Here is a 25,394-nt window from a genome sequence, read left to right as displayed (position 1 = left end):
GAGCAGATCCATCTATTTCGCGATGGTCAGCGTAATCGGCTCCAGCCCGTCAATCGCGCCGCTCAGCGCGCAGCCCGGCACCACGGGCCCCACGCCGGCAGGCGTGCCGGTATAGATAAGATCTCCTGGCGCAAGGCGGTAAAAGCGCGACAGATGCGCGATGATCTCTGGCACGGACCAGACCATGTCCGACAGCTTCGCCTCCTGAACGCGCTTGCCATCCAGATCGAGGGTGATGGCCTGATCACCCGGCGCGCCGAACGCGGGCGCTGGCGTGATCGCGCCCATCAGCGCGGAATTCTCGAAATCCTTACCCAGATCCCAAGGCTTGCGCCCGTCCTTGGCCTGCGCCTGCAAATCGCGGCGCGTCAGGTCGATACCGCAGGCATAGCCATAGACCGCGTCCATCGCATCCGCCTCGGAAACCTCATGTGCATCCGCTCCGATGGCGATGACGAATTCCATCTCGTAATGGCAGTCACGGGTGCCCGCCGGATAGGCGATTTCCGACCCCGAGGGGATCACCGCATGGGCTGATTTGGTGAAGTAGAAGGGCGCGGCACGGTCCACCTCATTGCCCATCTCGGCGGCATGGGCGGCATAATTCCGGCCCACGCAAAAGACGCGGCGCACGGGGAAGTGCGAGGCACTTCCGGCGATGGCGACGGACGGGGCGGGCGGGACATCGAACAGGGGTGCGGCGGTCATGCGGGTCGTCTCCATTTGCATTGCCGCGCCTTTATGCGGCGCGGCGCAGGGGCTGTCAAAGCGTGGCGCGCGCCTTGAACCGCTCGACAAAGCGGGCGCGCGCCTCGGGCAGCGGTTTCGATCCCAGCTCGGGCGCCAGCCAGTTGTGCAAGAAATGCCCGGTCAGATCAAAACCCTGCGCAATTTCATCATCCGGCGCGCCGCCATGACCCAGAAGGCAGGCGGGCAGCGGCAGAAGGCGATCCGCCCATTCGCCCGCGCCCGCGCGCGATACCGCCCGGCCCGTACGGGGCGAGACGTAGCTGAGGTCATTGGCCCGTGCCCCCAGCGCGGCGCAGGCGCTGAAATCAAGGCCAAAGCCCATCTCCTCCAGCAGCGCCAATTCCCATTGCAGATAGGCCAACGGCCAGATGTCCCGTTCGCCCATGAGATCGAGCAGCGCCTCGGTCCGCGCATAAAGCGGCAGATGCGCCTCACGCTCGGGCAGCGAGAACAGCAGCAATGACGTCACCGCATTGAGGCCCGCCAGCGCGAGGCGGTCGCTCATGACGTGGCTGGCACGGCTGCGAACAGGCTCGACCGTAAAGGTGCCTATGTGGTCCTCCAGCCGCGCGCGCCACGCGAGGTCCAGCTGCGCGCCGGGTTGCAGGATGGGGGCCAGCTTGCGCGAGGCGCCGCCACGCACGACGCCCGCGTGGCGCCCGCGACTGGGCGTCAGCACCTCTATGATTGCGGCACTCTCACCGTGCCGGCGCACCGATAAAAGTATCCCCTGATCGCGCCATTCCATGCTGCATCACCCTCCTGCCCCGCCATGAGGCACGCCGCGCAGAGCTATGGCAAGCGCCTCATTCAGCAAGGCCGGGCTGGTCCAGGAGGTGCCGCCCGGCGCGGTCCTCGACCTCGATCACCCATAGATCTGGATCGAAGCCGCGCTGGCGGGCGATGGAGGCGTCCACCTCGGCCTCGGGGCCTTCGGTCAACGTCTGCCAATTGCGCGCGCCGGACATCAGATCGAAGCTGCGCTGGAACGCGGCGGCCTTGCCGTCGAGCGTGTTGAGCTTAACCAGAACGGCGCCTGCGGTGTCGTCGCCATGGGCGGTCACGAAGGCCGGAATATCAAGCCCGCGCAGGCGCGCAAGATAGGCATGCACCCAGAAATCTGCGGTGAGGCGCGTCATGGCATCAGCGGGATTTGAGTATTTTTGCCAAGTTGAAACATGGACGCGCGCCTTAGTTCCCATCCTTGAAGTCGAGGCCCATTTCGGAATAGCGCTCGGCCTCTTCCAGCCAGTTCGGGCGCACCTTGATCTGCAGGAAAAGATGGACGCGGCGGCCCAGAAATTCCTCCAGCTCGGCGCGGGCGGCGGCGCCGACCTGCTTGATCGTCTCGCCCTTGCGGCCCAGCACGATGCCCTTGTGCCCGTCGCGCATGACATAGATCAGCTGGTCGATGCGGGCCGAGCCGTCGTCGCGCTCTTCCCAGTTTTCGGTCTCGACCGTCAGCTGGTAGGGCAGCTCCTGATGGAGGCGCAGGGTCAGTTTCTCGCGGGTCATTTCGGCGGCAATCATGCGCATCGGCAGATCCGCGATCTGGTCCTCGGGGTAGAGCCATGGGCCCTCGGGCATCTCGCCCGCCAGCCACTGGCGCAGCGCATCGACGCCGTGGCCCTTCTCGGCCGAGATCAGGTAGGTTTCATCAAAAGCGAAACGCTCGTTCATCTTTTGAGTCAGAGCCAGAAGTTTGGGCGATTCGACGCGATCGATCTTGTTGATGGCAAGCGCGACCTTGCGGCCCTTGGTCGCGTTCGGCAGGTTTTCGAGGATACGTTCGACGCCCTCGGTCATACCGCGATGCGCCTCGATCAGCAGGACGACCACATCGGCGTCCGAAGCGCCACTCCAGGCGGCGGCCACCATGGCGCGGTCCAGCCGGCGGCGCGGCTGAAAGAGGCCCGGCGTGTCGACGAAGATCAGCTGTGTCTCGCCCTCGATGGCGACGCCGCGAATGCGCGCGCGCGTCGTCTGCACCTTGTGCGTGACGATGGACACCTTGGCGCCGACCATGCGGTTCAGCAGGGTCGACTTGCCTGCGTTCGGCTCACCGATCAGGGCTACGAATCCGGCGCGTGTGCTCATGGGTCTCTATCCGTCTGTTGCAGGCTGCAGCCCTACCCGATCGGCGCGGCAATGCCCAGAGGGCGCCGCGCCTGCGGCGCCAGGTCGCATTGGGGCGGGTCTGCGCGCGCCTATCTGTTCTGAGAACAAAAAATCGGGAGGATATATCATGTTCAAAGGTCTCGCACTTTCCATCACGCTTATCACCGCTGGCATGGTCGCCCTGCCCGCTGCCTTGATTGCTGCGATGTAAAAGAAATAATTCCGCCCGTCTCTTATATGGCAGATGCGGGTACGAAGTGTCGCGCCCCCGAGGTCAATCCTCCGGGGGCGTTTTTGTCTGACCACTTTCCAGCCGCGTGAGGAGCATCTGCGCCGCGGCCTGCTCGGCCTGGCGCTTGGAGCCTGCGGTGGCGGCCTCGGCGGCGCCATTGGGCAACTGGGCCGTAATGGTGAATTGCGGGGCGTGGTCAGGCCCGCTGCGATCCGTCTGCAGGTATTTCGGCGGAGTCATCCCGCGCGCCTGCGCCCATTCCTGCAGCGCGGTCTTGGGGTCGCGCGCATCGTCGGCCACATCGCCGATGCGCGCGCCCCAAAGGCGCATGATCATGGCGCGGGCGGCGTCAAACCCTGCGTCAAGATAGACCGCGGCGATCACCGCCTCCATCGCATCGCCCAAAAGCGCCTCCTTGCGGCGCCCGCCCGACAGCATCTCGGATCGGCCAAGTTTCAGCACCTTGCCCAGATCGATCTGGCGCGCGACGTCGGCGCAGGCCTCCTTGCGCACCAGCGCGTTGAAGCGCGGCGCCAACTGGCCTTCGGCGGCGGTAGGGTCATGCTCCAGCAGCGCCTCGGCCATGACGAGGCCCAGCACGCGATCGCCCAAGAATTCCAGCCGCTGGTTGTCCGCCCGACTGGGCGACGACATCGAGGGGTGCGTGACCGCCTCGATCAGCAGGGCGGGCCGGGTAAATTCATGCCCCAGCCGGCCTGCGAAATTCGTCAATTCACCCGAGAGTTTCAATCGAGCCTCTTGAAGAAGCGGTCCCCCCGCCATGTCCAGAAATAGAGCATGGACGAGCCCGCCGAGGAGAAGATGACGCGGCCCGCGCGGCCGATCAGGTTCTCGTAGGGCACAAATCCGACGCCGCCCACGGTCTGCGGATACCGGCTGTCGGTCGAGTTGTCGCGGTTGTCGCCGAGGAAAAAGTAATGCCCTTCGGGCACGGTAAAGACGCCGGTGTCGTCCGAACGCTGATCGTCGATATTGAGGATCGCGTGGCTATGCCCGCCGGGGAGCGTCTCGATCTGGCGCGACTTGGTGCAAAGCCCGCCCTCGCCCACGACGCCGTTTTCGCAGCGCGGGCGCGAATTCATCGAACCTTGGGGCGCGTAGACCTCGTCGAAGGTGCCGTCATCCTGCAGATCGACCGCCGTGCCGTTCAGATGCAAAACGCCATCCTTCATCTGGACAGTGTCGCCGGGCATGCCGACCAGCCGCTTGATGAAGTCCTTTTGGTTCACCGGATGGCGAAAGACGATGATGTCGCCGCGCTCGGGCTCCTCGCCCCAGATGCGGGTGTTATCGCCATCGAGGAAGCCGCAAATATCCGCGGCATCAATGTCGATCGGGCCAATCGCGATCGAGGGGCACGACGCGTAGGAATAGCCATAGGCCATCTTGTTCACGAAAAGAAAATCCCCGATCAGCAGCGTGTCTTTCATCGAGCCGGAGGGGATCCAGAACGGCTGAAAGAACAGGGTACGAAAGAGGCCCGCGATCAGCAGCGCAAAGACCACCGTCTTGATCGTCTCGATGATGGGATTGCCAGTTTTGGCATCTTTGGCCATGCGCCGTCTCCGCCTGTCGTCGTGGATGCTGTGTGCCGATGCTTCATGGGCGCGGGGCGCGGCCAAGTCAACCCGGCGCCTGTGGTGGCGGCGCTAGGGCGCGAGGGGCCGCGCCTCGATCACGACGAAGGCTTGCGCCCAAGGGTGATCATCGGTCAGCGTGACGTGGATCAGCGCGTCATGGCCCGGCGGCGTCATCTCGGCCAGACGTTCGGCGGCCCAGCCCGTGACCTCCATCACCGGCTGGCCTGTGTGCAGGTTGCTGACGGCCATGTCCTTCCACGCGATGCCCATCCGCAGGCCGGTGCCCAGCGCCTTGGAACAGGCCTCCTTGGCGGCCCAGCGTTTGGCGTAGGTGCCGGGGGTATCGGCGCGGGCCTCGGCCTTTTGCTGCTCAATCGGCGTAAACACGCGATTGCGAAAGCGGTCGCCAAAGCGGTCGAGCGTGCGGGCGATCCGCTCGATATTGGCCAGATCCGTGCCGATGCCGAGGATCATGCGCGCGCGATCAGGAGGCGCCGGGCCGGTTGCGGCGCGCCTCTTCGTTGCGCGCGCCGAGGCCCAGGAAAAATCGGTTGGACAGAAGGTAGATGATCGAATGCACGACAAGCATGATCCAGTAGCCGCGCGTGCCGAAGGGTGTCACGCTTTGCACCGATGCGGGCGGGATGACCCAGGTCGAGGCATAGCTGAGCGCCACATTGAGAACGATGGCCAGCCCCGTCGCCAGCAGCGCGAAATTCCACGCCTCGGACGGGTTGGGCATGCGCGATTCCTCGCGCACGAAAGAGCGGCCTTCGAGAAGGGCCGCGATCATCGCCGGGGCCAAAAGCTGTCCAGCCGAACCGAGACCCGCATCCGCCCAGGCATTCAGCGCCAGGACGATTAACGCCGAGAGGACCGCGATGCCCAAGAATACGGCGGTGTAGCGCAGGTAATTCATCGGGCGGCATCCATCAGGCTGCGCATCTTGGCGATGGCACCTTCCAGCCCCAGAAAGACGGATTCGCCAATCAGGAAATGGCCGATATTCAGCTCCATGACCTCGGGTAGCGCGGCAATGGGCGCGACCGTGTCGAAAGTCAGCCCGTGGCCGGCATGGACCTCAAGGCCGAGCGAGTGGGCGTATGTCGCCATCTCGCGGAGCGCCTCGAATTCGCGATCTCGGACATCCATGTGGCCATCGGCATGGGCATCGCAATAGGCGCCGGTATGAAGCTCAATGATGTCGGCGCCGGTGCGCGCCGCCGCCTCGATCTGCTCCGCGTCGGCGGCGATGAAGATGGACACGCGACAGCCGGCTTCGCGCAGGGGCGCGATGTAGCGGGTCAGCTTGTCCTCGGTGCGGGCCACGTCCAGCCCGCCCTCGGTCGTGCGTTCTTCGCGCTTTTCGGGAACGAGACAGACGGCATGGGGTTTGAGGCGCAGCGCGATGGCCTGCATTTCCTCGGTCGCGGCCATCTCGAAGTTCAGCGGCACGGTCAACTGCGCCATCAACGCGTCGATATCGCTGTCGACGATATGGCGGCGGTCCTCGCGCAGATGGGCGGTAATCCCATCGGCGCCTGCGGCCTCGGCCATCAGCGCGGCGCGGATCGGGTCCGGAACCGCGCCACCGCGCGCGTTGCGCAAGGTGGCGACATGGTCGATGTTCACGCCGAGGCGCAATCTGGATATATCTGGCATAACTTCCCCCGCGATGCCCCGACCTGCGCCGGCGCATGACACCTTCAACTCAAATGGCACAGCGCCACGGCGTCAAGTCACCTAACGCGGGCCGGTTTCATTGTGTGACGCTTTCGCATCTTCCACCGCGGCCTTTTGCTTGAGCGCGATCCATTTCGCCTTCAACTTGGCCTGACGGCGCTTTTGGTAAACCATGATAATCGGCAGCGAGAAATAATAGCCTGCCAGACCCGCGATCAGCCCCACGACGATCCCGCCGACCATGTAGGGCTGAAACACATCATTGTAGAACAGCGCCAGCTGATCCCAATGCGCGCGCTCATGAGTGAAGATCGACAGAAAGTTATGCTTGAGATCCGCCGCCGCACCCGAGAATTTCTCGGCCAGGCTCAGATCTGACTCCTGCAGCACATTGCGCCCCGTGCCCAGTAGGAAATGCCCGGTCTGAAGCGAGCTGGCGGCGATGGCCAGAAACGTCAGCGGATTGCCTACGAAGGTGGCCAGCAGTGACGCGATGATATTGCCGCGCAGGATCATGGCGATCAGCGCGGCCAGCACGAAATGCAGTCCGAAGAAGGGCGAAAAGGTCACCAGAACACCCGCAAAGATGCCGCGCGCGATACGGTGCGGCGGGTCTGGCAAGCGGGTGAGACGATGGCGCACGTATTTTGCCGCGCGCGTCCACCCCCCCTGCGGCCAGAAGAAGCGAGCGGTGGCCTTCCAGACGGATCTTCTGTCTCGTCGCTTGAAGACCAATGCGAGCCCTCTTTCTACTTCAGGTTGCGCCCTTGCCAGCGGCAGAGACGGTGTCGCGGTGACGCTCTATCTGGGCGACGTCGCTGTCGGCGTCCAGAACGCTGATGACATTGTGCAGTTGCTCGGCGTCGCGCAGCTCCAGCACGGCGAGGATGCGGTAAAAATCCGGCTTGCGATCCACGAATGTAAGGTCGGAGATATTGGCGTTGCACTCGCCGATCAAGGTGCAAATTCGGCCAAGCACGCCCGCGTCATTGCTCATCGTGATATCGAGCGCGACGGTATAGGCGGCGGCGTGGGTACCCGAATGCCAGGCAAGGTCGATCCAGCGTTCCGGCTGCGCCTCGTAGTTCTGCAAGATGTCGCAGTCGATGGCATGCACGGTAACGCCCTGCCCGCGAAAGGTGATGCCGACGATACGCTCGCCCGGCAATGGCTCGCAGCATTTTGCCCGTTCAAAACGTTGGCCAGGCTCGAGACCAATCACCGCGCGGTCGCGGCCCACTTCTTCGCCGCCCTGCGGGGCGAGGTCGGGGTAGACCGCGCTGATGACTTCGCGCGCGGTCAATTCGGCACTGCCGAGGCGTGCCAGTAGCGATCCGGTGTCGCGCAGACGCAACGTACGCGCGGCAGCGGTCAGCGCCTTGTCGGTCGCGCGTTTTCCCACATGCTCGAACGCGGCACGGGCCAGCTCGCGGCCAAGCTTGATGTAGCGTCCCCGGTCCTGCTCGCGCAGGGCGCGGCGGATGGCGGACTTGGCCTTGCCCGTCGTCGCTATCTCGAGCCATGTGGATTGCGGCATCTGCCCGTCTGCGATGATCACCTCGACGGATTGCCCGTTCTTGATGCGCGTCCAGAGAGGCACGCGCATGCCGTCGATCTTGGCGCCCACCACCGCATGGCCGATCCGCGTGTGGATCGCGTAGGCGAAATCAATGGGCGTCGCACCGCGCGGCAGCTTGATCACATCGCCCTTGGGCGTGAAGCAGAAGACCTGATCGGAATACATCTCGAGCTTGACCGCCTCGAGGAAATCTTCGTGATCGTCGCCCGAGTCCAGCTGGTCGGTCAGCGTGCTGATCCACTTGGCGGGATCAACGGCAAAGGGGTTCTCGCTGCGCACGCCGTCGCGGTAGGACCAATGCGCGGCCACGCCCGCCTCAGCGACGTCGTGCATCTGCCGCGTGCGGATCTGCACCTCGACGCGCTTGCCGTCACGGCCCGAAACCGTGGTGTGGATCGAGCGGTAGCCGTTCGATTTGGGCTGGCTGATGTAATCCTTGAACCGGCCCGGCACGGCGCGCCAACGCTGGTGGATTGCGCCGAGGATGGAATAGCAATCGCTTTCCGACGCGCAGATGATGCGAAAGCCGTAGATGTCCGACAGGCGCGAAAAGGCCAGATCCTTTTCCTGCATCTTGCGCCAGATCGAGTAAGGCTTCTTGGCGCGGCCCAGCACCTCGGCTTCGATGCCGACCTTGGCCAATTCCTTGCGGATATCGCCGGTGATGCGCGTGATCACATCGCCCGATTCGCGTTGCAGGGTGATGAAACGGCGCATGATCGACGCGCGCGCCTCGGGGTTGATGACGCGGAACGCCAGATCCTCCAGCTCCTCGCGCATCCATTGCATGCCCATGCGGCCGGCAAGCGGCGCATAGATATCCATCGTCTCGCGCGCCTTTTGCACCTGTTTGTCCGGGCGCATCGCCTTGATGGTGCGCATATTGTGCAGACGGTCCGCCAGCTTGACCAGAATGACGCGCAGGTCCTTGGACATGGCGATCAGCAGCTTGCGGAAATTCTCGGCCTGCTTGGTCTCGCTGCTGCTGAGCTGAAGATTGGTCAGCTTGGTCACGCCATCGACCAGATCGGCAATCTCGCTGCCGAACATCTCGGCAACCGCCACGTAGGAGGCGCGGGTATCCTCGATCGTGTCGTGCAGAAGGGCCGTCACCAGCGTCGCATCGCCCAGCCGCTGCTGGGCGAGGATCGATGCAACGGCGATGGGATGGGTGAAATAGGGCTCGCCCGAGTGGCGGGTTTGCCCGTCATGCATGCGGCGCCCGTAATCATAGGCGCGCCGCAGCAGCGTTTCGTCGCAGCGTGGGTTGTAGGTGCGGACCAGTGCAATCAGGTCGTCGGCGGTAATCATCACGTTCACCCGCCGCGCGGCGCGGCCATCGTCAGCATGAAGCGCGCGGCGTCACTCCTGACCTTGCGCCCTCATGAGTTCGCGCAGAAGGCGCTCTTCGGACATGTCGTCCTCGGCGGGCTTGTCGGCCTCGCCGCCCATCAGCAGGGCCATCTGGTCCTCCTCGGGCTCGTCCACCTCGATCTCGGTCTGGTTCGATTCGATCATGCGCTCGCGCAACTCGGCCGCGCTCTGGGTCTCTTCGGCGATTTCGCGCAAGGCAACAACGGGGTTCTTGTCGTTGTCGCGCTCGACGGTCAGCGATGCGCCGGACGAGATTTCGCGGGCGCGGTGCGCGGCAAGGAGCACCAGATCGAAACGGTTGGGAACCTTGTCGACGCAGTCTTCGGTCGTAACGCGGGCCATGAGACCTCCGGGAATGAGTAGAATCGGGGTGTAAACTTTGCTATTACGCGGCAGCGCGGCCAGGTGCAAGCAGGTTACGGCAGGCGCACCACCTCAGCGCGGCTTTCGGGCGGCAAATCGGACAGCATCTGCGCGGTGCTGCGCCCGGTCACGGGGTGGCACCAGTCCGGCGCCACATCCGCGAGCGGCACAAGAACGAAGGCGCGGTCCTCCAGCCGCGGATGCGGCAGGATCAGCGTCTCGGGCGCGCAGTTCATTTGCGCGTCCCGAGGCAGATCGCGCCATTGCCTATAGGTCGCAGGATCGGGCAGCACAGTGTCGCCGCAGGCAATCAGGTCGAGGTCCAGCACCCGCTGCCCCCACCGCTGGGTCCGCATGCGTCCGAATTCGGCCTCGATCCGGTGGAGCAGGTCCAGCATCCCCGCGGGCGCAACGCGGCTCGCCAGCCGCGCGGCGGCGTTCACGTAATCCGGCCCTGCGCCTGCCGGAAAGCAGGGCGTGGCGTAAAAGTGGCTGACCGCTGTAAGACTGACCCGCTCTTCGGCTTCCAGCGCCGCCAGTGCCGCGCGCAGCGTGTCGGCGGGCGATCTGGCGCCAGAAACGTCGTCGGATGGCATGTTTCCGCCCAAAGCTATCAAAAAATCGCCAAATTCCCTCGCGTCAGCCATGTCGAATGGACCTTTCCTCGCCGGTTCCGCGTTGCCACCATGACTAGATCTCAGAGCGACTGCCGCAAGGCAAGACTGCGCTCCCATTTGGGTTCTTCCGCTTTTTCCAATGCGGCGCCGAATTTACACCTTGTCCCTCAGGCCGCGCGGTCCATGCCACGCCATCGAGGGCCGAAAGGATATCGTTATGTTCTACAAAGACGAGCGCCTGGCGCTCTTTATCGACGGGTCCAACCTTTACGCTGCGGGTAAGGCACTGGGGTTCGACATTGACTACAAGTTGCTGCGCAGTGAGTTCATGCGCCGCGGCAAGCTTTTGCGCGCGTTCTACTATACTGCGCTGCTGGAAAATGACGACTATTCACCGATCCGCCCATTGGTCGACTGGCTTAACTACAACGGCTTCACAATGGTGACGAAGCCCGCCAAGGAATACACCGATAGCCAGGGTCGCCGAAAGGTGAAGGGCAACATGGATATCGAACTGGCGGTGGATGCGATGGAGTTGGCTCCGCGCGTCGATCACATTGTGCTCTTCTCCGGCGACGGCGATTTTCGCCCGCTGGTCGAGTCGCTACAGCGGCAGGGCGTGCGTGTTTCTGTCGTGTCGACCATTCGCAGCCAGCCGCCGATGATTTCGGACGATCTGCGCAGACAGGCGGACAACTTCATCGAACTGGAAGATCTCAAAGACGTGATCGGGCGCCCCCCGCGCGAAGGCCAGAATGATCGCTCGAGCAACGACACTGTTGAGACGACCGATTGACAGACCGGCTCTGACGCGCCTGCGCTCGGTCAGGCCGTCAGGTTTGCGATCGTCTCGGCCGCAACGGCGAAACCATGTGTCATTCCCTGCCCGTTCGTGACGGTGACCGCTGTCACGCCGGCGCACGGGGATATCCGCAAGAGCGACTGACCGCTCAGATGCGCATAGTTGCCGACCCATCGCGCGGCGATGCGCCTTTCCGGGAGTGTCATCAGCGCATCTGTCTCGGCCAGGATCAAGTCATCGACCTTGGCGGGATCGTCTGGCGCGGCACCGGCACCATAGTGATGCGAGTCCCCCAATGTGATGCTTCCGTCATCCTCCTGCGCGATAATCACATGTACACCGTGTTTCACAGCCTCGGGCATCTGAGCGCTTTGCACCGCGCGCAGAGCAGGCAGCGCGTCGCAATTGGCAAACGCGGTATAGCGCGCCATGCTGAGCCCGCCCATGACGAACGGCTTGAGCCGCCAGCCTTCGGGCTGCGGCGCTGTGCGCAGCATCTGCAACCGACAGGTGGAAACGCCGCTTTGCGCCCAAGCATCGGGACAAAGCCGGGCAAAGTCATTTCCGCCGCAAATCACGATCTGGCCCGCCGCGTGCTGCCCGTCGGTCGTCTCGACCTGGCCATCGCCCGCATGGATCACTTCTGTTCCGAAATGAAAGGTGACACCATGGTCGCGTGCCAGCCAAGCGGCGATCGCGGCAGGCACGCCGCGCTGGTCCGCCTTCCACGCCTCGGGGCTATAGAGCGCGCCCAGCGCGCCCTCCTTCAGACCCGGCGCATGGCACGCCAGATCCTCGGCGCCAATCAGCGTGAAGTCCTGCACGTCGGGGCCACGTGCCGCAGCCCTCTCGACCAAGAGGTCCATCTCTTCGGGGCGCCGCGCCACAAAAAGGCAGCCCGCCTGGCGCAGCGAGATGCCGGCGCTCGCCGCCACCTCCTGCCACGCAGCCAGACTTGCCCGCGCGCTTTGCAGCTCCGGCCCCGGCTGCTGCGCCGCGATGGCAAGCATGCCGAAATTGCGCACGGATGCGCCGTCGGCATACGCATTACGCTCGAACACGGCGACGCGCAGCCCGGCGCGCGCGCCCTGCCACGCATGTGCAAGGCCCAGAATGCCGCCGCCAACCACGGCCAGATCGTATGTCATCACGTATCCCCTGCTCTTCGTCCGACGATGCGCGCGGCCCGCGCGCCGCGTCAAGCGCGGCAATTCGGCCGTCCCCTCTGGACGCAGGCCGCCCGGTCCCTTACCTCTGCCCCCAAGGAGCATCGCCATGACCAATCCCCCCCTCACCCTCTATCTCGCGGCACCGCGCGGCTTTTGCGCGGGCGTCGACCGCGCGATCAAGATTGTCGAGATGGCGCTGACGAAATGGGGCGCGCCGGTCTATGTGCGGCACGAGATCGTGCACAACAAGTATGTCGTTGATGATCTGCGCGCCAAAGGCGCCGTCTTTGTCGAAGAGCTGGACGAATGCCCCGATGACCGCCCGGTGATCTTCTCCGCCCATGGCGTGCCGAAATCCGTGCCCGCCGAGGCCGACAAACGCCAGATGATCTATGTCGATGCCACCTGCCCGCTGGTGTCAAAAGTCCACATCGAGGCCGAGCGCCACCATGAGGCGGGCCTGCAGATCATCATGATCGGCCACGAGGGCCACCCCGAGACCATCGGCACGATGGGCCAGCTGCCCGATGGCGCGGTCCTGCTGGTCGAAACCGAGGACGATGTGGCCAAGCTCGACGTGCGCGACGAGAGCGCGCTGGCCTATGTCACGCAGACCACGCTCAGCGTGGATGACACGATCGGCATCGTCGCCGCCCTCAATGCGCGTTTCCCCGCCATCAAGGGTCCGCACAAGGAAGACATCTGCTACGCCACCACCAACCGCCAGGCGGCGGTCAAGGCGATGGCCGCAGAGTGCGAGGCGATGCTGGTCGTCGGTGCGCCCAATTCCTCCAATTCCCGCCGTCTTGTCGAGGTCGGCGCGCGCGCCGGATGCGGCTATGCCCAGCTGGTGCAGCGCGCCACCGATATCGACTGGCGCAGCCTCGAAGGGATCCGCAGCATAGGCGTCACCGCCGGCGCCTCGGCGCCCGAAGTGCTGGTCAACGAGGTGATCGAGGCGCTGCAGGCGCGCTACGATGTCACCATCAAGCAGGTCGAGACGGCTATCGAGAACGTCGAATTCAAAGTGCCCCGCGTGCTGAGGATGCCTGCATGACGGCCATCCCGCGCTCTGCCCTGATCCTTGGCCTCGCCGGGCTGATCCCCTTTATCTGGGGCGCGCTGACCGTCCTGAACCCGGAGCTTGGGGCCTGGACGATCCGCGCCATAGGGCCGCGTTTCGCCGGGCCATACGTCATGCTTTTCTACGGCGCGATCATCCTGTCCTTCATGTCAGGCGTGCTCTGGGGTTTTTCCACCCGGCTCGAGGGCGCGCAGGCGACCACAGGCTATGCGCTGTCCGTCATCCCGGCGCTTTGGGCGTTCTTCACCACCGGGGGCGGGCCCTCCAGCGCGGGAATCTCTCTGATGGCGGGTTTCACGGGGCTTTTGGCGCTTGACTGGCTCTTCTGGCGCTACGGCGCCGCGCCCGGCTGGTGGATGCAGCTGCGCGTTCTTCTGACCGCCATCGTCCTCACCTGTCTCGCCATCGGCGTCTTCGCATGAGCGTGGATTCCGAAACCCTCGCCGTCTACGGCGCGCAGGCGCAGGCCTATGCCGACCTGACCGAGGGTCTGGAAGCTGACAAGCACTTGGCCGCCTTCATCGCAGCCATGCCGCCGGGCGCGCGCGTGCTCGATCTGGGCTGCGGTCCGGGCCGCGCGGCGGCACAGATGGCGGATCGCGCCTTCGTCGTCGACGCGGTGGATGCGGTGCCCGAGATGGTCGATATGGCCGCGGCGCATCCCGGCGTGACCGCATGGCAAGCCAGCTTCGACGAAATCGGCGGCGTTCATATCTACGACGGCATCTGGGCCAATTTCAGCCTGTTGCATGCGCCGCGGTCCGAACTGCCGGGACATCTCGCTACGCTGAAGACTGCGCTGAAACCGGGCGGCCTGCTGCATATCGGGATGAAGACCGGCACGGGCGAGGCACGCGACACGCTTGGGCGGCTGTATACTTATGTCACCGGTGACGAGCTGCGCGGCTTGCTGAAAAGCGCGGGGCTCGCAATCGGCCCCAGCTGGACGGGCCGCGATACCGGGCTTGACGGCACCGCTGCGGACTGGATCGTGATACACGCCCATGCCTGAACTTTACGCCTATACCGACGGTGCCTGTTCAGGCAATCCCGGCCCCGGCGGCTGGGGCGCGCTCTTGCGCGCGGTGGAGGGCGACAGGATCGTGAAAGAGCGAAGCCTGAAGGGTGGCGAAGCGAACACCACCAACAACAGGATGGAACTTCTTGCCGCCATCAACGCGTTGGAAACGCTTGCGAAGCCGTCAAAGCTGACCATCGTTACCGATAGCCAATACGTCAAGAACGGTGTCACCGGCTGGATCCACGGCTGGAAGCGCAACGGCTGGAAAACCTCCGCCAAGAAGCCCGTCAAGAATGTCGAGCTCTGGCAGCGCCTGGACGCCGCTCAGGCGCGCCATGACGTGACGTGGGAATGGGTCAAGGGCCATGCGGGCCACCCCGAAAACGAGCGCGCCGACGAGCTTGCCCGCGAGGGCATGGCCCCGTTCAAGACATCCGCCAAATGAGCCCGCCGGTCCTTCTCGATTACGCGTCGGTGCTGATCTTTGCCCTGACCGGCGCCATCGTCGCCAGCCGTGCGCAGCTTGATATCGTGGGCTTCGCCTTCATCGCCTGCCTCACGGCGGTGGGCGGCGGCACGCTGCGCGATGTGCTGCTGGATCGCTACCCTGTCTTCTGGATGCACGATCCCACCTATATCCTGATCGCCGTCAGCGCGGCGGTCCTTATTTTCTTCACCGCCCATCTGGTCGAAAGCCGCTATCGCTGGCTCCTCTGGCTTGATGCTTTCGCCCTTGCCGTCGCAGTGCCGGCAGGCGTCAGCGCGGCGATGCTGATGTCCCAGCCCGCGCCGATCATCGTGCTGATGGGTATGGTCACAGGCTGCATGGGCGGGCTGATGCGCGACGTGGTCATCGGCGAGGTGCCACTCGTGCTGAAACAGGGCGAGCTTTATGTCAGCGCCGCCTTTGCCGGCGCACTTGCTGCCGTCCTGCTGCGATATGTGGATGCGGAGCCGCTGTTCCTTCTCGGCGGCTGCGCCTCGGTCACATGGGCGCTGCGGGCAGGCTCGCTCGCCTTCGGCTGGTCCCTGCCCGTCTACAAGGCGCGCCCACCCCGGCAGTGACGCCCCCCAGCTTCATCTTGGCAAAAATACTCAAATCCAGTGCCCGCGGATCTAGCGCCGCCCGCGCCAATGGGTCGGCACGATGACCAGCGCACCCACGGACGACGCGATTGCATTGAGCCCCGGCGAACCAAAGCCGATCCCGAACATTAGCCGCACGAAATAGGCGAGGAACGCGCCACCGATGCAGATGATGATGGATTGCAGGATGCCGTTGCGAGTAAAGCCGGATTTCTCCGACAGATACCCGACGATCCCGGCGATCACGACCGTGCCCATGATGGTTGGAAACATTTGCCCGCCCTATAGCCTTGTGCCCACCGGCACGGCCATGCCGCGCAGGAACTCGCCCGCATCCTGCGCGCCGCGCCCGGCCCGCTGCAAGCGCAAAAGCCGCACGGCGCCCTGCCCGCAGGCGACAATCATGCCGCCCGCGCCAGCGTCCAGCACCTCGCCTGGCGCTCCCGCGCCGCTTGCAAGCGTCGAGGCCAGCAGCTTGATGCGCACGCCGTCCACGTCGCACCATGCCCCCGGAAAGGGCGAAAGACCGCGGATCTGGCGGTCGATCTGCACAGCATCCCCGCTCCAATCGACGCGCGCCTCGGCCTTGTCGATCTTGGCGGCATAAGTGACGCCCGCCTCGGGCTGTGGCTTTGGCTCCAAGGTATCCAGCTGCGCCAGCGCCTCAACGATCAGCCCGGCGCCCATGGTGCTCAGCCGGTCATGCAGGGCGCCCGTGGTCTCTTCGGCGCCGATCCGTGTAGCCTGCCGCATCAGGACCGGCCCGGTGTCCAGCCCCTCCTCCATCTGCATGATGCAAACCCCGGTTTCGGCGTCGCCCGCCATGATCGCGCGGTGAATTGGCGCCGCTCCGCGCCAGCGCGGCAGGAGCGAGGCGTGGATATTCAGGCACCCACGCATGGGCGCATCCAGCACCGCTTGCGGCAGGATCAGCCCGTAGGCCACGACCACGGCGACATCCGCGCCCAGCGCTGCGAATTCTGCCTGCTCGGCCTCGCCCTTCAGCGAGACGGGATGGCGCACCTCCAGCCCCATCTCGGCGGCGCGCGCATGCACAGGCGTGGGACGGTCCTTCTTGCCGCGCCCTGCAGGGCGCGGCGGCTGGCAATAAGCGGCGGCAATTTCGTGCCCGGCCTCGGCCAAAGCCTCCAGCACCGGAACGGAAAAATCAGGCGTTCCCATGAAGATAATACGCATTGCTAACCTATCACTTTACGTGCGCGGCGCAGGAACATGTCGCGGCGCAGCTTGGTCAACCGATCATAATACATGCGCCCGTTCAGATGGTCGATCTGGTGCTGCACCGATGTGGCCCAGAGATGCACGAAATCGCGCTCTTCCATCTCGCCCGCCTCGTTCATGTAGCGGACCGTCACCGCGCGGGGCCGCGCCACCAGCGCCGAGAGACCGGGCAGGTTGGGGCTTGCCTCCTCATGCGGGCGCATCTGAACGCTGGCATGAAGCACTTCGGGATTGGCCATGCGGATCGCCTGTCCGCGCGCCTCGCTGGCATCGACGACGGCAAGGCGCAGCATCACGCCGATCTGCGGCGCGGCAAGGCCGACGCCCGGCATCGCCTCCATCGTATCGATCATGTCGTCCCAGTGCGCGCGGATCTCGTCCGTGATCGCGTCGACCGGCGTGGCAGGCGTGCGCAGCCTCTTGTCCGGCCAGGGAATGCAGCGGCGCACGGTCATGGGCTAGTCCCGCGCCTGTTCGCGTTTCAGCTTTTGCATCCGCCGCGTGATCAGCTGCCGCTTCATCGGGCCGATATAGTCGATGAAAAGCTTGCCGTTCAGATGGTCGATCTCGTGCTGCACGCAGGTCGCCCAAAGGCCATCCATGCCCGCGCGCTGTTCCTTGCCGTCCATATCGATCCACTTGACCTCGACCTCGGCCGGACGTGTCACCTCGGCGAACTGGTCGGGGATCGAAAGGCACCCCTCCTCGTAGACATTCAGCGCGTCGCTGCTGGCCGTCACTTCGGGGTTGAACATCACCATCGGCTTGGGCGCTGCGCCTTCCTCCTTGACGCAATCCATCACGATCAGGCGGCTGAGAATGCCCACCTGCGGCGCCGCCAAGCCAATCCCCGGCGCGTGATACATTGTTTCCAGCATATCTTCGGCCAGCGTTCGCACATCACCCGTAACGTCATCGACGGGCGCGCAGACCTTCTTGAGGCGGGGATCGGGGTGGATCAGGATCGGCATTTTCATGGGGGGCATGTAGGCCAAGCCCTGCGCCAGTGCAACGGGCCTTGCACCTCGCTCAATACCCGTTAGCTTCCGCGCCAACCTGCGACTGTCCGGGCATCAAGGAGCACAGCCATGAATTTTGACGAGATCATCGACCGGGTGGGCACCCATTCCAGCAAATGGGACATGATGGAGCCGATCTACGGCGTCTGCCCCGAAGGCGGGATCGCGATGTGGGTGGCCGACATGGATTTCCGCCCGCCTGCCTGTGTGTCCGAGGCGATCGCCCGGATGCAGGACCATGGCATCTACGGCTATTATGGTGAAGAGGGCGCATATCGCGCCGCGATCCAGTGGTGGATGAAAGAGCGTCACGGCTGGAGCGTCGACAAGAACGCGATCTTTACCACACATGGCCTCGTCCACGGCACCGCGATGTGCCTTGACGCCTTCACCGCACCCGGCGATGGGGTCGTGCTCTTTACGCCCGTTTATCACGCCTTCGCCCGCACCATCAAAGCGTCGGGGCGCGAGGTGGTCGAATGCGAACTGGCGCTTGAAGATGGCCGCTACGTCATGGATTTCGATCGCTATGACACACAGATGACGGGCCGCGAGACGATGCTGATCCTTTGCTCGCCGCACAATCCAGGTGGCCGCGTCTGGACCCGCGAAGAGCTGGAGGGCGTGGCGGCCTTCGCTCGGCGGCACGACCTGATCCTCGTCTCGGACGAGATCCATCATGATCTCGTAATGCCGGGACACCATCACACCGCGATGGCCCTGATCGACGGGCTCCAGGACCGGTTGGTGATGATGACCGCGACGACCAAGACCTTTAACATCGCCGGCTCGCATACGGGCAATGTCATTATCTCCGATGAGAAGCTGCGCGCACGGTTTGCCGCGCGCATGGCGGCGATGGGCATCTCGGCCAATTCCTTTGGTCTCTTCATGACCGAGGCCGCCTACTCCCCCGAGGGAGCCGCATGGGTCGACGCGCTCTGCGCGTATATCGACGGTAACCGCAAAATCTTTGATGAGGGCATCGGCAAAATACCGGGCGTGCGCTCCATGCCGCTCGAGGCGACGTACCTGGCTTGGGTCGATTTTACCGGCACCGGCATGACAGCGGACGAAGCAACCGCACGCGTTCAGAAGGGCGCGCGCATCGCAGCAAATCACGGGCCCAGCTTTGGCACCGGAGGGGAGAACCACATGCGGTTCAACCTTGCCACCCCGCGCGCGCGTGTCGCCGAGGCTGTGGCGCGGATGCAGGACGCGTTTGCCGATTTGCAGTGACCTGAGCGAGCCCGTTTCAGAAATCGTCGCTACGTGGGGCGTTGAGTAACGCGGCAGGGGCGTCCGCTGCGCGCACGAAATCTGCTGGCTGGTCGCCCGTCGCCTCGGTCATGCGCTTGTAGTCGAAGATCCGCTCGCCGTCCTCGTCGGCGGCGGCAACGATCAGTCCGCGCGACAGGTGGCGCGATCCGTCGAAAAGATCGACGAGGCCGCGCAATGTGGCGCCATCTTCGGCTGCCACGGCAAAGCCGCCCGGCCATGCGCGCAAGATAAGGACGGATTTGCCGCCCACCTCGACCCGCAGCCGTTTGCTCCGGGCCTCGGCCTTGCGGCGGGCCGCATCGAGGCCCGCCTGCACGTATTGCGGCAACTGCATGTCCATCGTTCGGCCTTCTTCAGTAAAGCTACGCTTTCAACGTTGACGCGTTATGCCTTTCGATCAAGTTAAGTTTTTACGAAATATCGCCTTGTTCCTCATTTGCACGGTCCCGCTTGCCCCATGCCCAATGCCGGCTGTGCGCCCTTGCGCCCTCGGCCGAATTGCATTTGAACGCCGAAGGGGGACGCTCAAAAAGGAACAAGCCGATGACCATCGCCGCCATCATGGCGCTTGCCATGGCGCTGGACGCCGCCTTTGGCGAGCCGCGCTGGATCTGGTCGCGCGTGCCGCATCCCGCCGTCTTGATGGGCCGGGCCATTGACGCGCTGGAGGCCGCGCTGAACCGCGGGACGTGGCGCCGGGCCAAAGGTGTGCTCGCGCTTGCGGTGCTCTGCGCTGGTGCCTGGGGCGCCGGCGCGATGATTGCCTGGGCCGGCGATGTGGCAAGCGTAATCGCCGCAGCCATCCTCCTCGCGCAGCGCTCCCTCGTCGATCACGTGGCCGAGGTCGCCCGCGCCCTGCGCCGCAGCCTTGAGGACGGGCGCCGCGCCGTCGCCATGATTGTGGGCCGCGACACGGGAGCCATGAGCGAGGCCGATGTCAGCCGCGCGGCCATCGAGTCGGCATCCGAAAATTTCAGCGATGGCGTCATCGCGCCACTGTTCTGGCTGGCCATCGCGGGAGTGCCGGGCCTCGTGCTTTATAAGGCCGTCAATACCGCCGACAGCATGATCGGCCACCGCACCCCGCGCCATGCGGCCTTTGGCTGGGCCTCGGCCCGGCTCGATGATCTGCTCAACCTTGCCCCTGCCCGCCTCAGCGCCGCGTTGATCGCACTGCTCACCCGGCCCCGCCCGGCCTGGGCCGGTATCGTGCTGGACGCGCACCGCCACCGCTCGCCCAATGGCGGCTGGCCAGAGGCGGCGATGGCGCGCAGCCTGAATGTCGCCCTGTCGGGGCCGCGGGCCTATGGCGGCGCGATGCAGGACTATCCCTTCGTCCATCCCGAGGGGATGCGCGCACCCGGACCCGCCCAGGTCGACGCGGCGGTTCGGATGCTCTGGCGCGCCTGGAGCGTGGTTTTCATCTGTGCTTGCGTGGCGGCCCTCCTGCTGTGACCGGATCATATTCGAATCCATTCGTTAACTTCGGGTTTCTCAGAGCCGGGAAATGCGCTTAACTGCCTTTAAGCCACGAGTTTCCATGAGGAATCCAATGCATCTTTTGCCTTTTCTCGCCGCACTCATGGCCCTTGCCGTGCCCGGCATAGCCCCCGCCCAGCAGGGCGCTCCCTGTGGCGGTGGCTTCAGCGATTTCGTCGCGGATTTGCGCAGCGAGGCCGCCGCCCGCGGGCACGACCCCGCCGGCGCCGATCGCTTTTTCGCGGGGGTGAAACAGGATGCAGCGGTGCTGCGCGCCGACCGCGCACAGGGCGTCTTTCTAAAGCCGTTCACGGAATTCGCGCAGCGCCTGATCTCATCGAATCGGCTCAACACCGGGCGTGCCAAGGGACAGGAAATGGACGCGATCTTCGACCGGATCGAGGCGGAGTATGGTGTCAGCCGCGGCGTGCTGCTGGCATTCTGGGCGTTCGAGACCGACTTCGGCGGCTTCCAGGGCGATTTCAATACGCTGAACGCGCTGGTCACCCTAGCCCATGATTGCCGCCGCCCTGCCCTTTTCCGCCCGCAGATCTTCGCGGCGCTCACCCTATACGAGCAGGGCGATTTCGACCCGGACCGCACCACCGGCGCCTGGGCGGGCGAGATCGGGATGGTGCAGATGCTGCCGCAGGATATCCTCGACAATGGCGTCGATGGCGATGGCGACGGGCATGTCTCGCTCAAGACTTCCGCGCCCGATGCGCTGATGTCCGGGGGCCGGATGCTGCAGCATCTGGGCTGGCGCGCGAACGAGCCGTGGCTGCAGGAGGTCACTCTGCCCGCGAATCTCGACTGGTCGCAGACCGGGCTGCGCACGACCAAGACAGGCGCCGAATGGGCCGCGATGGGCGTCACTGCCCGCGACGGCGCGCTGGCGCCCGAGCTGCCTGCCAACCTCCTGCTGCCCGAGGGGCGCGGCGGGCCAGCCTTTGTCGCCTACCCGAATTTCCGCGTCCTTTTCGAGTGGAATCAAAGCTACACCTACGTTCTGACCGCCGCATACTTCGCCACCCGGCTGGAAGGCGCGCCGGTCATGCGATTGGGTGATCCCGATCCGGGACTCGATTTGGCGCAGATGAAGCGTCTGCAGGAAAAGCTGGCGGCGCGCGGCCATGATGTGGGCGGGATCGACGGTATTCTGGGCGCCGGAACGCGCGCTGCGGTGCAGGATGTGCAGGCCGAATTGGGCCTGCCCGCCGATGCCTGGCCCACCCGGGCACTCCTGGACCGCCTCTAGGCGACCATCGCCTCGGCCTTCTTCAGATCGACTGAGACCAGTTGCGACACGCCCTGTTCGGCCATCGTGACGCCGAAAAGGCGGTCCATCCGGCTCATCGTGACAGCATTATGGGTGATGATCAGGAAGCGCGTCTCGGTGCGCCGGCACATCTCGTCCAGCAGATCACAGAATCGCGCCACGTTGGCATCATCCAGCGGCGCGTCCACCTCATCCAGCACGCAGATCGGCGCGGGATTGGCGAGGAATACGCCGAAAATGAGGGCCAGCGCGGTCAGTGTCTGCTCGCCGCCCGACAGCAGGCTGAGCACGCTCAGTTTCTTGCCCGGCGGCTGGCACATGATCTCGAGCCCGGCCTCGAGCGGGTCGTCGCTCTCGACCAGCACCAGATTGGCCTCGCCGCCGCCGAAGAGATGCTTGAAAAGCATGGCAAAGTTGGAATTCACCTGCTCGAACGCGGTCAAGAGCCGCTCGCGCCCCTCGCGGTTGAGGCTGGCGATGCCGCTGCGCAGCGCCTTGATGGCCTCTTCGAGGTCGGTCTTTTCGGCGATCAGCGTGCCATGCTCTTCCTCGATCTCCTTCGCATCTTCCTCGGCGCGCAGGTTGACCGCGCCCAGAGCATCGCGCTGCCGCTTGAGCCGGTTGACCTCGGCCTCGATCGCGTCGGAAGCGGGCATGTTGTCCACGTCCATCTGCAACTGCTCCAGCAGCGCCTCGGGCGATGTCTCCAGCTCGTCCGCGATGCGCTGATGGGCGCTGCGCCGCGCCTCGGCGGCGGCGTCGGTGCGCGCCTCGCTGCGCGCGCGGGCCTCGCGGGCCTCGCCGGCCGCGCGTTCGGCGGCGCGCTCGGCCTCGGTGGCTTGGCGCAACGCGCCCTCGCCGGCGCTGAGCGTATCGCGGGCGGCGGTTTGGCGGGCCTCCGCCTCGGTAATCTTGACGGCAATCGCGGCGCGCTCGGCCGCGATGGTCTCGGGCTGCGACGCGGCCTCGGCCAGTTCAGCCTCGGACGCCTCCTTGCGCTCGCGCAGCTCTGCGCTGCGCTTCTCGGCGGTCTCCAGGCGGTGACGCCAGCCGCTGAGTTCCTTGGTCACTTCCTGGCTGCGGCGCAGGCGCGCTTCGCCCTCGCGGCGTAGCTCGTCATGGGCGGAGCGGCGCGTCATCATGGTGATGCGCGCGGCCTCGACCGTCATCTTCATGTCCTCGGCGCGGGCACGCTCGGCCTCCAGATCGCCCAGATCGGCAAGGCCCTTTTCGGCCTCGGCCAGCTGCGCACGGGCCGCCATCGCCTCGTCCCCGTGGCGCGTGACGGCAAGGCCCAGCGATTCCATCCTGGACGCCGCTAGGTTGCGGTCCGCTTCGGCGCGGCTGAGCGCGCGGGAGGCATCGTTGACGGCGGCATCCGCGGCGCGGCGCGCGGCGCGCGCGGCCTTGTCGGCCTCGGTCCGCTCGGCCAGTTGGCGCCCCAGCGTTTCATGCGCACCCCGCGCGCCATCGGCGCGGGCCGACGCGTGGGCCATCTGTTGCTTGAGCGTTTCCAGACGGTTCAGCTGTTCCAACCGCAAAGCCGCCGCCGAAGGCGCATCCTCGGCCCAGGCACGATAGCCGTCCCAGCGCCAGAGGTCGCCCTCAAGGCTGACAAGGCGCTGGCCGGGTTTCAAAAGGGGCTGAAGGCGCAGGCCGTCATCGGAATCGACAAGGCCGATCTGGCCCATGCGGCGCGCCAGCACGTCGGGCACGGACACGTTCTGCGTCAGCGGCTGCGCTCCATCGGGCAGGGTTTGAGGCGTGTCATAGGGTGGCAATTCGGCCCATCCCGAAGGCCCGTCGGGGCCGACCTGCGGTGCGCGCAGATCATCGGCGAGCGCGGCGCCCAGCGCCTTTTCATAGCCCTGCTGCACCTGCAGGCGATCAAGGATCTGGCCCCCTTCGGCCGTATCCCGCTCCAAGAGGCGTGCAAGCGCCGAGACCTCGGCGCTGATCGCGCTCAACTCGCCCTCGGCCTCGCTGCGCTCTGCGCGCGCGGCGGCCTCGCGCGTCTGCGTGTCGCTCCGCGCGGCATCGGCTGCGGTCAGCGCGGCCTCGGCGGCCTCGGCAGCGGTCAGCGCGTCGGCCTCGGCCTGTGTGGCCACCTCGAACTCTGCGCCTGCCTTCTCCATGGCAGCGCGGCTTGCCTCAACGGCGCTGCGTGCGCGCGCCTCTTCGGCTTCACTACGCTCCAGCGTCTTGCGACTATCGGCCAACAGGCGCTGCGCCGATTGGTGGCGGGCGGCCAGCCGCGCAACATCTTCGGTCAGCGCGCTCAAATCCGCCTCGCTGGCTTGCAAACTGTGGCTGGCCTCGCGCGCGACCTCGGCAGCGGCCTCAAGCCGAGCCTCATGCCCCTCACTGGCCTTGGCCAGCTCGGATTGCTCCCATTCCAGCCGTTTGATCGTGTCGCCGGCATCCGAGTTGAGGCCCGCCTCGCGCTCGATATCGCGCACCAGCTGCGTGATGCGCCCCTCCAATGTGTCAATCCGCGCGCGGGCAGCGGCCTCTTGATCGGCAAGGCTGCCTTGCTGCACGCTGAGGCGCTGCAAGACGGCGGCGGCAATCGCCTCCTCCTCGCGCAACTTGGGCAGGGCATCATCGGCAGCTGCGCGGGCCTTGGCTGCATCACGTGCGACGGTTTCAGCGCGGGCGGTGGCGGCGGTGCGTTCGCGCAGTTCCGACCTCGCGACGTTCAGCGCCTCGTCCGCCTCGCGCCAGCGTCGGTAGAACAGCAGCCCCTCGGCGGTGCGCAGCTCGTCCCCGATCGCACGATAGCGCGCCGCCTGCCGCGCCTGACGCGCAAGCGTGGCCAGCTGGCTGGCCAGTTGGTCGACCGTATCATCGACGCGGGCAAGATTTGCCTCGGCGCCCTTGAGTTTCAACTCGGCCTCGTGGCGGCGCTGGTAAAGGCCCGAGATGCCCGCTGCCTCCTCCAGAATACGGCGGCGCGATTTCGGCTTGGCGTTGATCAGCTCGGAAATCTGGCCCTGCCGCACCAGCGCGGGCGAATGCGAGCCGGTCGAGGCATCGGCAAAGAGCATCTGCACATCGCGGGCACGAACGTCCTTGCCGTTGACCTGATAGGCGCTGCCCACGTCGCGGGTGATGCGGCGGACGATCTCGATGTGGTCGCTGTCGTTGAACCCCGCGGGGGCCAGCCGATCGGCGTTGTCGATGTGGATCGTCACCTCGGCGAAGTTGCGCGCGCCACGGGACGATGCGCCCGCGAAGATCACATCCTCCATCCCGCCGCCGCGCATGGCGGTGGGGCGATTCTCGCCCATGACCCAGCGCAGCGCCTCCAGAAGGTTCGACTTGCCGCAGCCATTGGGGCCGACCACGCCAGTGCGCCCGGCTCCGATGATCAAATCGGTCGGGTCGACAAAGCTTTTAAAGCCGTTGAGTTTGAGCCTGGAAAAGCGCAAGGGGCGTGTCGTCTCCAAAATGAGCTGCGGGCGGCAGCGAACTGGCGGCCAATGTGACCGCCGCTGCGGCATTCTGTCAATGAAATACCCCCGCATCTGGCGGATGATGGGCAGTTATCCACAAGATATTGACGCCAAGGCAATCGGTGACGCGCAACTGCGCTTGACTTGGGCGTGATGCGCA

The 25,394-nt window shown here is 65.3% G+C and carries 29 protein-coding genes; 9 read left to right on the top strand and 20 right to left on the bottom strand.

Annotated features, from left to right (window positions below):
• Positions 1 to 12: 12 nt before the first annotated feature.
• From BW975_RS07070 to folK, 13 genes are all read right to left on the bottom strand, one after another.
• Complete coding sequence (locus BW975_RS07070; RefSeq protein ID WP_076533489.1) at positions 13 to 708, bottom strand: fumarylacetoacetate hydrolase family protein; 696 nt, start codon at positions 706 to 708, stop codon at positions 13 to 15.
• 55 nt (positions 709 to 763) lie between these two features.
• Positions 764 to 1,498: a DNA repair protein RecO gene (recO, locus tag BW975_RS07065; RefSeq protein ID WP_076532213.1), complete on the bottom strand. Its 735-nt coding sequence runs from the start codon at positions 1,496 to 1,498 to the stop codon at positions 764 to 766.
• 58 nt (positions 1,499 to 1,556) lie between these two features.
• Positions 1,557 to 1,889, bottom strand: coding sequence for a DUF1491 family protein (locus BW975_RS07060; RefSeq protein ID WP_076532211.1), 333 nt, complete (start codon positions 1,887 to 1,889; stop codon positions 1,557 to 1,559).
• Between the two features lie 52 nt (positions 1,890 to 1,941).
• A complete protein-coding gene (gene era / locus BW975_RS07055; RefSeq protein WP_076532209.1) occupies positions 1,942 to 2,847 on the bottom strand; it encodes a GTPase Era in 906 nt (301 codons plus the stop codon).
• 295 nt (positions 2,848 to 3,142) lie between these two features.
• Positions 3,143 to 3,850 (bottom strand): ribonuclease III, encoded by a 708-nt coding sequence (gene rnc / locus BW975_RS07050; RefSeq protein ID WP_076532207.1) that lies wholly within the window; start codon positions 3,848 to 3,850, stop codon positions 3,143 to 3,145.
• Positions 3,847 to 4,677, bottom strand: coding sequence for a signal peptidase I (gene lepB / locus BW975_RS07045; RefSeq protein WP_076532205.1), 831 nt, complete (start codon positions 4,675 to 4,677; stop codon positions 3,847 to 3,849). The genes rnc and lepB overlap by 4 nt, the downstream gene beginning before the upstream one ends.
• Before the next feature lie 93 nt (positions 4,678 to 4,770).
• Entirely contained in the window at positions 4,771 to 5,175 is a 405-nt protein-coding gene (gene acpS, locus BW975_RS07040) for a holo-ACP synthase (RefSeq protein ID WP_076532203.1), read from the bottom strand.
• Positions 5,176 to 5,185: 10 nt separating this feature from the next.
• Positions 5,186 to 5,620: an ABZJ_00895 family protein gene (locus BW975_RS07035; protein ID WP_076532201.1), complete on the bottom strand. Its 435-nt coding sequence runs from the start codon at positions 5,618 to 5,620 to the stop codon at positions 5,186 to 5,188.
• Positions 5,617 to 6,363 (bottom strand): pyridoxine 5'-phosphate synthase, encoded by a 747-nt coding sequence (locus BW975_RS07030; RefSeq protein ID WP_076532199.1) that lies wholly within the window; start codon positions 6,361 to 6,363, stop codon positions 5,617 to 5,619. The genes BW975_RS07035 and BW975_RS07030 overlap by 4 nt, the downstream gene beginning before the upstream one ends.
• Before the next feature lie 81 nt (positions 6,364 to 6,444).
• On the bottom strand, positions 6,445 to 7,119 hold the full coding sequence (locus BW975_RS07025) for a DUF2062 domain-containing protein (protein ID WP_076532197.1): 675 nt from the start codon (positions 7,117 to 7,119) through the stop codon (positions 6,445 to 6,447).
• 19 nt (positions 7,120 to 7,138) lie between these two features.
• Positions 7,139 to 9,274, bottom strand: coding sequence for a RelA/SpoT family protein (locus tag BW975_RS07020; RefSeq protein WP_076532195.1), 2,136 nt, complete (start codon positions 9,272 to 9,274; stop codon positions 7,139 to 7,141).
• A 51-nt stretch (positions 9,275 to 9,325) separates the two neighbouring features.
• Positions 9,326 to 9,679, bottom strand: coding sequence for a DNA-directed RNA polymerase subunit omega (rpoZ, locus tag BW975_RS07015; protein ID WP_076532193.1), 354 nt, complete (start codon positions 9,677 to 9,679; stop codon positions 9,326 to 9,328).
• A gap of 74 nt (positions 9,680 to 9,753) precedes the next feature.
• Positions 9,754 to 10,347: a 2-amino-4-hydroxy-6-hydroxymethyldihydropteridine diphosphokinase gene (folK, locus tag BW975_RS07010; RefSeq protein ID WP_076532191.1), complete on the bottom strand. Its 594-nt coding sequence runs from the start codon at positions 10,345 to 10,347 to the stop codon at positions 9,754 to 9,756.
• A gap of 187 nt (positions 10,348 to 10,534) precedes the next feature.
• Here folK and BW975_RS07005 point away from each other — a divergent pair, with 187 nt between their 5' ends.
• On the top strand, positions 10,535 to 11,113 hold the full coding sequence (locus BW975_RS07005) for a LabA-like NYN domain-containing protein (RefSeq protein WP_076532189.1): 579 nt from the start codon (positions 10,535 to 10,537) through the stop codon (positions 11,111 to 11,113).
• A gap of 29 nt (positions 11,114 to 11,142) precedes the next feature.
• On the opposite strand, the gene BW975_RS07000 is transcribed toward BW975_RS07005, so the two are convergent.
• A complete protein-coding gene (locus BW975_RS07000) occupies positions 11,143 to 12,267 on the bottom strand; it encodes a TIGR03364 family FAD-dependent oxidoreductase (protein ID WP_076532187.1) in 1,125 nt (374 codons plus the stop codon).
• Positions 12,268 to 12,394: 127 nt separating this feature from the next.
• Here BW975_RS07000 and ispH point away from each other — a divergent pair, with 127 nt between their 5' ends.
• From ispH to BW975_RS06975, 5 genes are read left to right on the top strand one after another with little or no spacing between them, the layout of a single operon-like run.
• Positions 12,395 to 13,345: a 4-hydroxy-3-methylbut-2-enyl diphosphate reductase gene (ispH, locus tag BW975_RS06995; protein ID WP_076532185.1), complete on the top strand. Its 951-nt coding sequence runs from the start codon at positions 12,395 to 12,397 to the stop codon at positions 13,343 to 13,345.
• Positions 13,342 to 13,794: a DUF3429 domain-containing protein gene (locus BW975_RS06990; RefSeq protein WP_076532183.1), complete on the top strand. Its 453-nt coding sequence runs from the start codon at positions 13,342 to 13,344 to the stop codon at positions 13,792 to 13,794. The genes ispH and BW975_RS06990 overlap by 4 nt, the downstream gene beginning before the upstream one ends.
• Positions 13,791 to 14,384 carry a class I SAM-dependent DNA methyltransferase gene (locus BW975_RS06985; protein ID WP_076532181.1) on the top strand — a complete coding sequence of 198 codons (594 nt, stop codon included), beginning with the start codon at positions 13,791 to 13,793 and terminating at the stop codon, positions 14,382 to 14,384. Before BW975_RS06990 ends, BW975_RS06985 begins: the two co-directional genes overlap by 4 nt.
• Positions 14,377 to 14,838 (top strand): ribonuclease HI, encoded by a 462-nt coding sequence (gene rnhA, locus BW975_RS06980; protein WP_076532180.1) that lies wholly within the window; start codon positions 14,377 to 14,379, stop codon positions 14,836 to 14,838. The genes BW975_RS06985 and rnhA overlap by 8 nt, the downstream gene beginning before the upstream one ends.
• On the top strand, positions 14,835 to 15,458 hold the full coding sequence (locus tag BW975_RS06975; RefSeq protein WP_076532178.1) for a trimeric intracellular cation channel family protein: 624 nt from the start codon (positions 14,835 to 14,837) through the stop codon (positions 15,456 to 15,458). Before rnhA ends, BW975_RS06975 begins: the two co-directional genes overlap by 4 nt.
• Before the next feature lie 51 nt (positions 15,459 to 15,509).
• On the opposite strand, the gene BW975_RS06970 is transcribed toward BW975_RS06975, so the two are convergent.
• Genes BW975_RS06970 through def (BW975_RS06955) form a run of 4 tightly spaced genes read right to left on the bottom strand, consistent with a single transcriptional unit; the run spans position 15,510 to position 17,698 of the window.
• The gene (locus BW975_RS06970) at positions 15,510 to 15,752 is read right to left on the bottom strand and encodes a hypothetical protein (protein WP_076532177.1); all 243 of its coding nucleotides are present in this window, start codon (positions 15,750 to 15,752) and stop codon (positions 15,510 to 15,512) included.
• Positions 15,753 to 15,761: 9 nt separating this feature from the next.
• Entirely contained in the window at positions 15,762 to 16,676 is a 915-nt protein-coding gene (fmt, locus tag BW975_RS06965) for a methionyl-tRNA formyltransferase (RefSeq protein ID WP_076532175.1), read from the bottom strand.
• Between the two features lie 2 nt (positions 16,677 to 16,678).
• Positions 16,679 to 17,176, bottom strand: coding sequence for a peptide deformylase (gene def / locus BW975_RS06960; RefSeq protein WP_076532173.1), 498 nt, complete (start codon positions 17,174 to 17,176; stop codon positions 16,679 to 16,681).
• Between the two features lie 3 nt (positions 17,177 to 17,179).
• Positions 17,180 to 17,698, bottom strand: coding sequence for a peptide deformylase (def, locus tag BW975_RS06955; protein ID WP_076533487.1), 519 nt, complete (start codon positions 17,696 to 17,698; stop codon positions 17,180 to 17,182).
• A gap of 111 nt (positions 17,699 to 17,809) precedes the next feature.
• Here def (BW975_RS06955) and BW975_RS06950 point away from each other — a divergent pair, with 111 nt between their 5' ends.
• The gene (locus BW975_RS06950) at positions 17,810 to 18,979 is read left to right on the top strand and encodes a MalY/PatB family protein (RefSeq protein WP_076532172.1); all 1,170 of its coding nucleotides are present in this window, start codon (positions 17,810 to 17,812) and stop codon (positions 18,977 to 18,979) included.
• 16 nt (positions 18,980 to 18,995) lie between these two features.
• Here BW975_RS06950 and BW975_RS06945 read toward each other — a convergent pair whose 3' ends face one another.
• Positions 18,996 to 19,361, bottom strand: coding sequence for a hypothetical protein (locus BW975_RS06945; protein ID WP_076532170.1), 366 nt, complete (start codon positions 19,359 to 19,361; stop codon positions 18,996 to 18,998).
• A gap of 203 nt (positions 19,362 to 19,564) precedes the next feature.
• On the opposite strand from BW975_RS06945, the gene cbiB reads away from it, so the two are divergent.
• The gene (gene cbiB / locus BW975_RS06940; RefSeq protein WP_076532168.1) at positions 19,565 to 20,476 is read left to right on the top strand and encodes an adenosylcobinamide-phosphate synthase CbiB; all 912 of its coding nucleotides are present in this window, start codon (positions 19,565 to 19,567) and stop codon (positions 20,474 to 20,476) included.
• A 97-nt stretch (positions 20,477 to 20,573) separates the two neighbouring features.
• On the top strand, positions 20,574 to 21,758 hold the full coding sequence (locus tag BW975_RS06935; protein WP_076532166.1) for a lytic murein transglycosylase: 1,185 nt from the start codon (positions 20,574 to 20,576) through the stop codon (positions 21,756 to 21,758).
• Here the strand turns inward: BW975_RS06935 and BW975_RS06930 are convergent.
• Positions 21,755 to 25,210 carry a chromosome segregation SMC family protein gene (locus tag BW975_RS06930; protein WP_076532164.1) on the bottom strand — a complete coding sequence of 1,152 codons (3,456 nt, stop codon included), beginning with the start codon at positions 25,208 to 25,210 and terminating at the stop codon, positions 21,755 to 21,757. The genes BW975_RS06935 and BW975_RS06930 overlap by 4 nt on opposite strands.
• Positions 25,211 to 25,394 lie beyond the last annotated feature (184 nt).

This window comes from Roseovarius nanhaiticus (assembly GCF_900156535.1).
GTDB classification, from domain to species: Bacteria; Pseudomonadota; Alphaproteobacteria; order Rhodobacterales; family Rhodobacteraceae; genus Roseovarius; species Roseovarius nanhaiticus.
Note: the sequence above shows the minus strand (reverse complement) of the source record. Positions and strands in the feature narration are given on the sequence as shown.

Excerpts from the sequence above, each read along its gene's own strand:
- BW975_RS07070 (WP_076533489.1), bottom strand. The coding sequence starts at position 708 with ATGACCGCCGCACCCCTGTTCGATGTCCCGCCCGCCCCGTCCGTCGCC.
- recO (WP_076532213.1), bottom strand. The coding sequence starts at position 1,498 with ATGGAATGGCGCGATCAGGGGATACTTTTATCGGTGCGCCGGCACGGT.
- BW975_RS07060 (WP_076532211.1), bottom strand. The coding sequence starts at position 1,889 with ATGACGCGCCTCACCGCAGATTTCTGGGTGCATGCCTATCTTGCGCGC.
- era (WP_076532209.1), bottom strand. The coding sequence starts at position 2,847 with ATGAGCACACGCGCCGGATTCGTAGCCCTGATCGGTGAGCCGAACGCA.
- lepB (WP_076532205.1), bottom strand. The coding sequence starts at position 4,677 with ATGGCCAAAGATGCCAAAACTGGCAATCCCATCATCGAGACGATCAAG.
- acpS (WP_076532203.1), bottom strand. The coding sequence starts at position 5,175 with ATGATCCTCGGCATCGGCACGGATCTGGCCAATATCGAGCGGATCGCC.
- BW975_RS07035 (WP_076532201.1), bottom strand. The coding sequence starts at position 5,620 with ATGAATTACCTGCGCTACACCGCCGTATTCTTGGGCATCGCGGTCCTC.
- BW975_RS07030 (WP_076532199.1), bottom strand. The coding sequence starts at position 6,363 with ATGCCAGATATATCCAGATTGCGCCTCGGCGTGAACATCGACCATGTC.
- BW975_RS07020 (WP_076532195.1), bottom strand. The coding sequence starts at position 9,274 with ATGATTACCGCCGACGACCTGATTGCACTGGTCCGCACCTACAACCCA.
- rpoZ (WP_076532193.1), bottom strand. The coding sequence starts at position 9,679 with ATGGCCCGCGTTACGACCGAAGACTGCGTCGACAAGGTTCCCAACCGT.
- folK (WP_076532191.1), bottom strand. The coding sequence starts at position 10,347 with ATGGCTGACGCGAGGGAATTTGGCGATTTTTTGATAGCTTTGGGCGGA.
- BW975_RS07005 (WP_076532189.1), top strand. The coding sequence starts at position 10,535 with ATGTTCTACAAAGACGAGCGCCTGGCGCTCTTTATCGACGGGTCCAAC.
- BW975_RS07000 (WP_076532187.1), bottom strand. The coding sequence starts at position 12,267 with ATGACATACGATCTGGCCGTGGTTGGCGGCGGCATTCTGGGCCTTGCA.
- ispH (WP_076532185.1), top strand. The coding sequence starts at position 12,395 with ATGACCAATCCCCCCCTCACCCTCTATCTCGCGGCACCGCGCGGCTTT.
- BW975_RS06990 (WP_076532183.1), top strand. The coding sequence starts at position 13,342 with ATGACGGCCATCCCGCGCTCTGCCCTGATCCTTGGCCTCGCCGGGCTG.
- BW975_RS06985 (WP_076532181.1), top strand. The coding sequence starts at position 13,791 with ATGAGCGTGGATTCCGAAACCCTCGCCGTCTACGGCGCGCAGGCGCAG.
- rnhA (WP_076532180.1), top strand. The coding sequence starts at position 14,377 with ATGCCTGAACTTTACGCCTATACCGACGGTGCCTGTTCAGGCAATCCC.
- BW975_RS06975 (WP_076532178.1), top strand. The coding sequence starts at position 14,835 with ATGAGCCCGCCGGTCCTTCTCGATTACGCGTCGGTGCTGATCTTTGCC.
- BW975_RS06970 (WP_076532177.1), bottom strand. The coding sequence starts at position 15,752 with ATGTTTCCAACCATCATGGGCACGGTCGTGATCGCCGGGATCGTCGGG.
- fmt (WP_076532175.1), bottom strand. The coding sequence starts at position 16,676 with ATGCGTATTATCTTCATGGGAACGCCTGATTTTTCCGTTCCGGTGCTG.
- def (WP_076532173.1), bottom strand. The coding sequence starts at position 17,176 with ATGACCGTGCGCCGCTGCATTCCCTGGCCGGACAAGAGGCTGCGCACG.
- def (WP_076533487.1), bottom strand. The coding sequence starts at position 17,698 with ATGAAAATGCCGATCCTGATCCACCCCGATCCCCGCCTCAAGAAGGTC.
- BW975_RS06950 (WP_076532172.1), top strand. The coding sequence starts at position 17,810 with ATGAATTTTGACGAGATCATCGACCGGGTGGGCACCCATTCCAGCAAA.
- BW975_RS06945 (WP_076532170.1), bottom strand. The coding sequence starts at position 19,361 with ATGGACATGCAGTTGCCGCAATACGTGCAGGCGGGCCTCGATGCGGCC.
- cbiB (WP_076532168.1), top strand. The coding sequence starts at position 19,565 with ATGACCATCGCCGCCATCATGGCGCTTGCCATGGCGCTGGACGCCGCC.
- BW975_RS06935 (WP_076532166.1), top strand. The coding sequence starts at position 20,574 with ATGCATCTTTTGCCTTTTCTCGCCGCACTCATGGCCCTTGCCGTGCCC.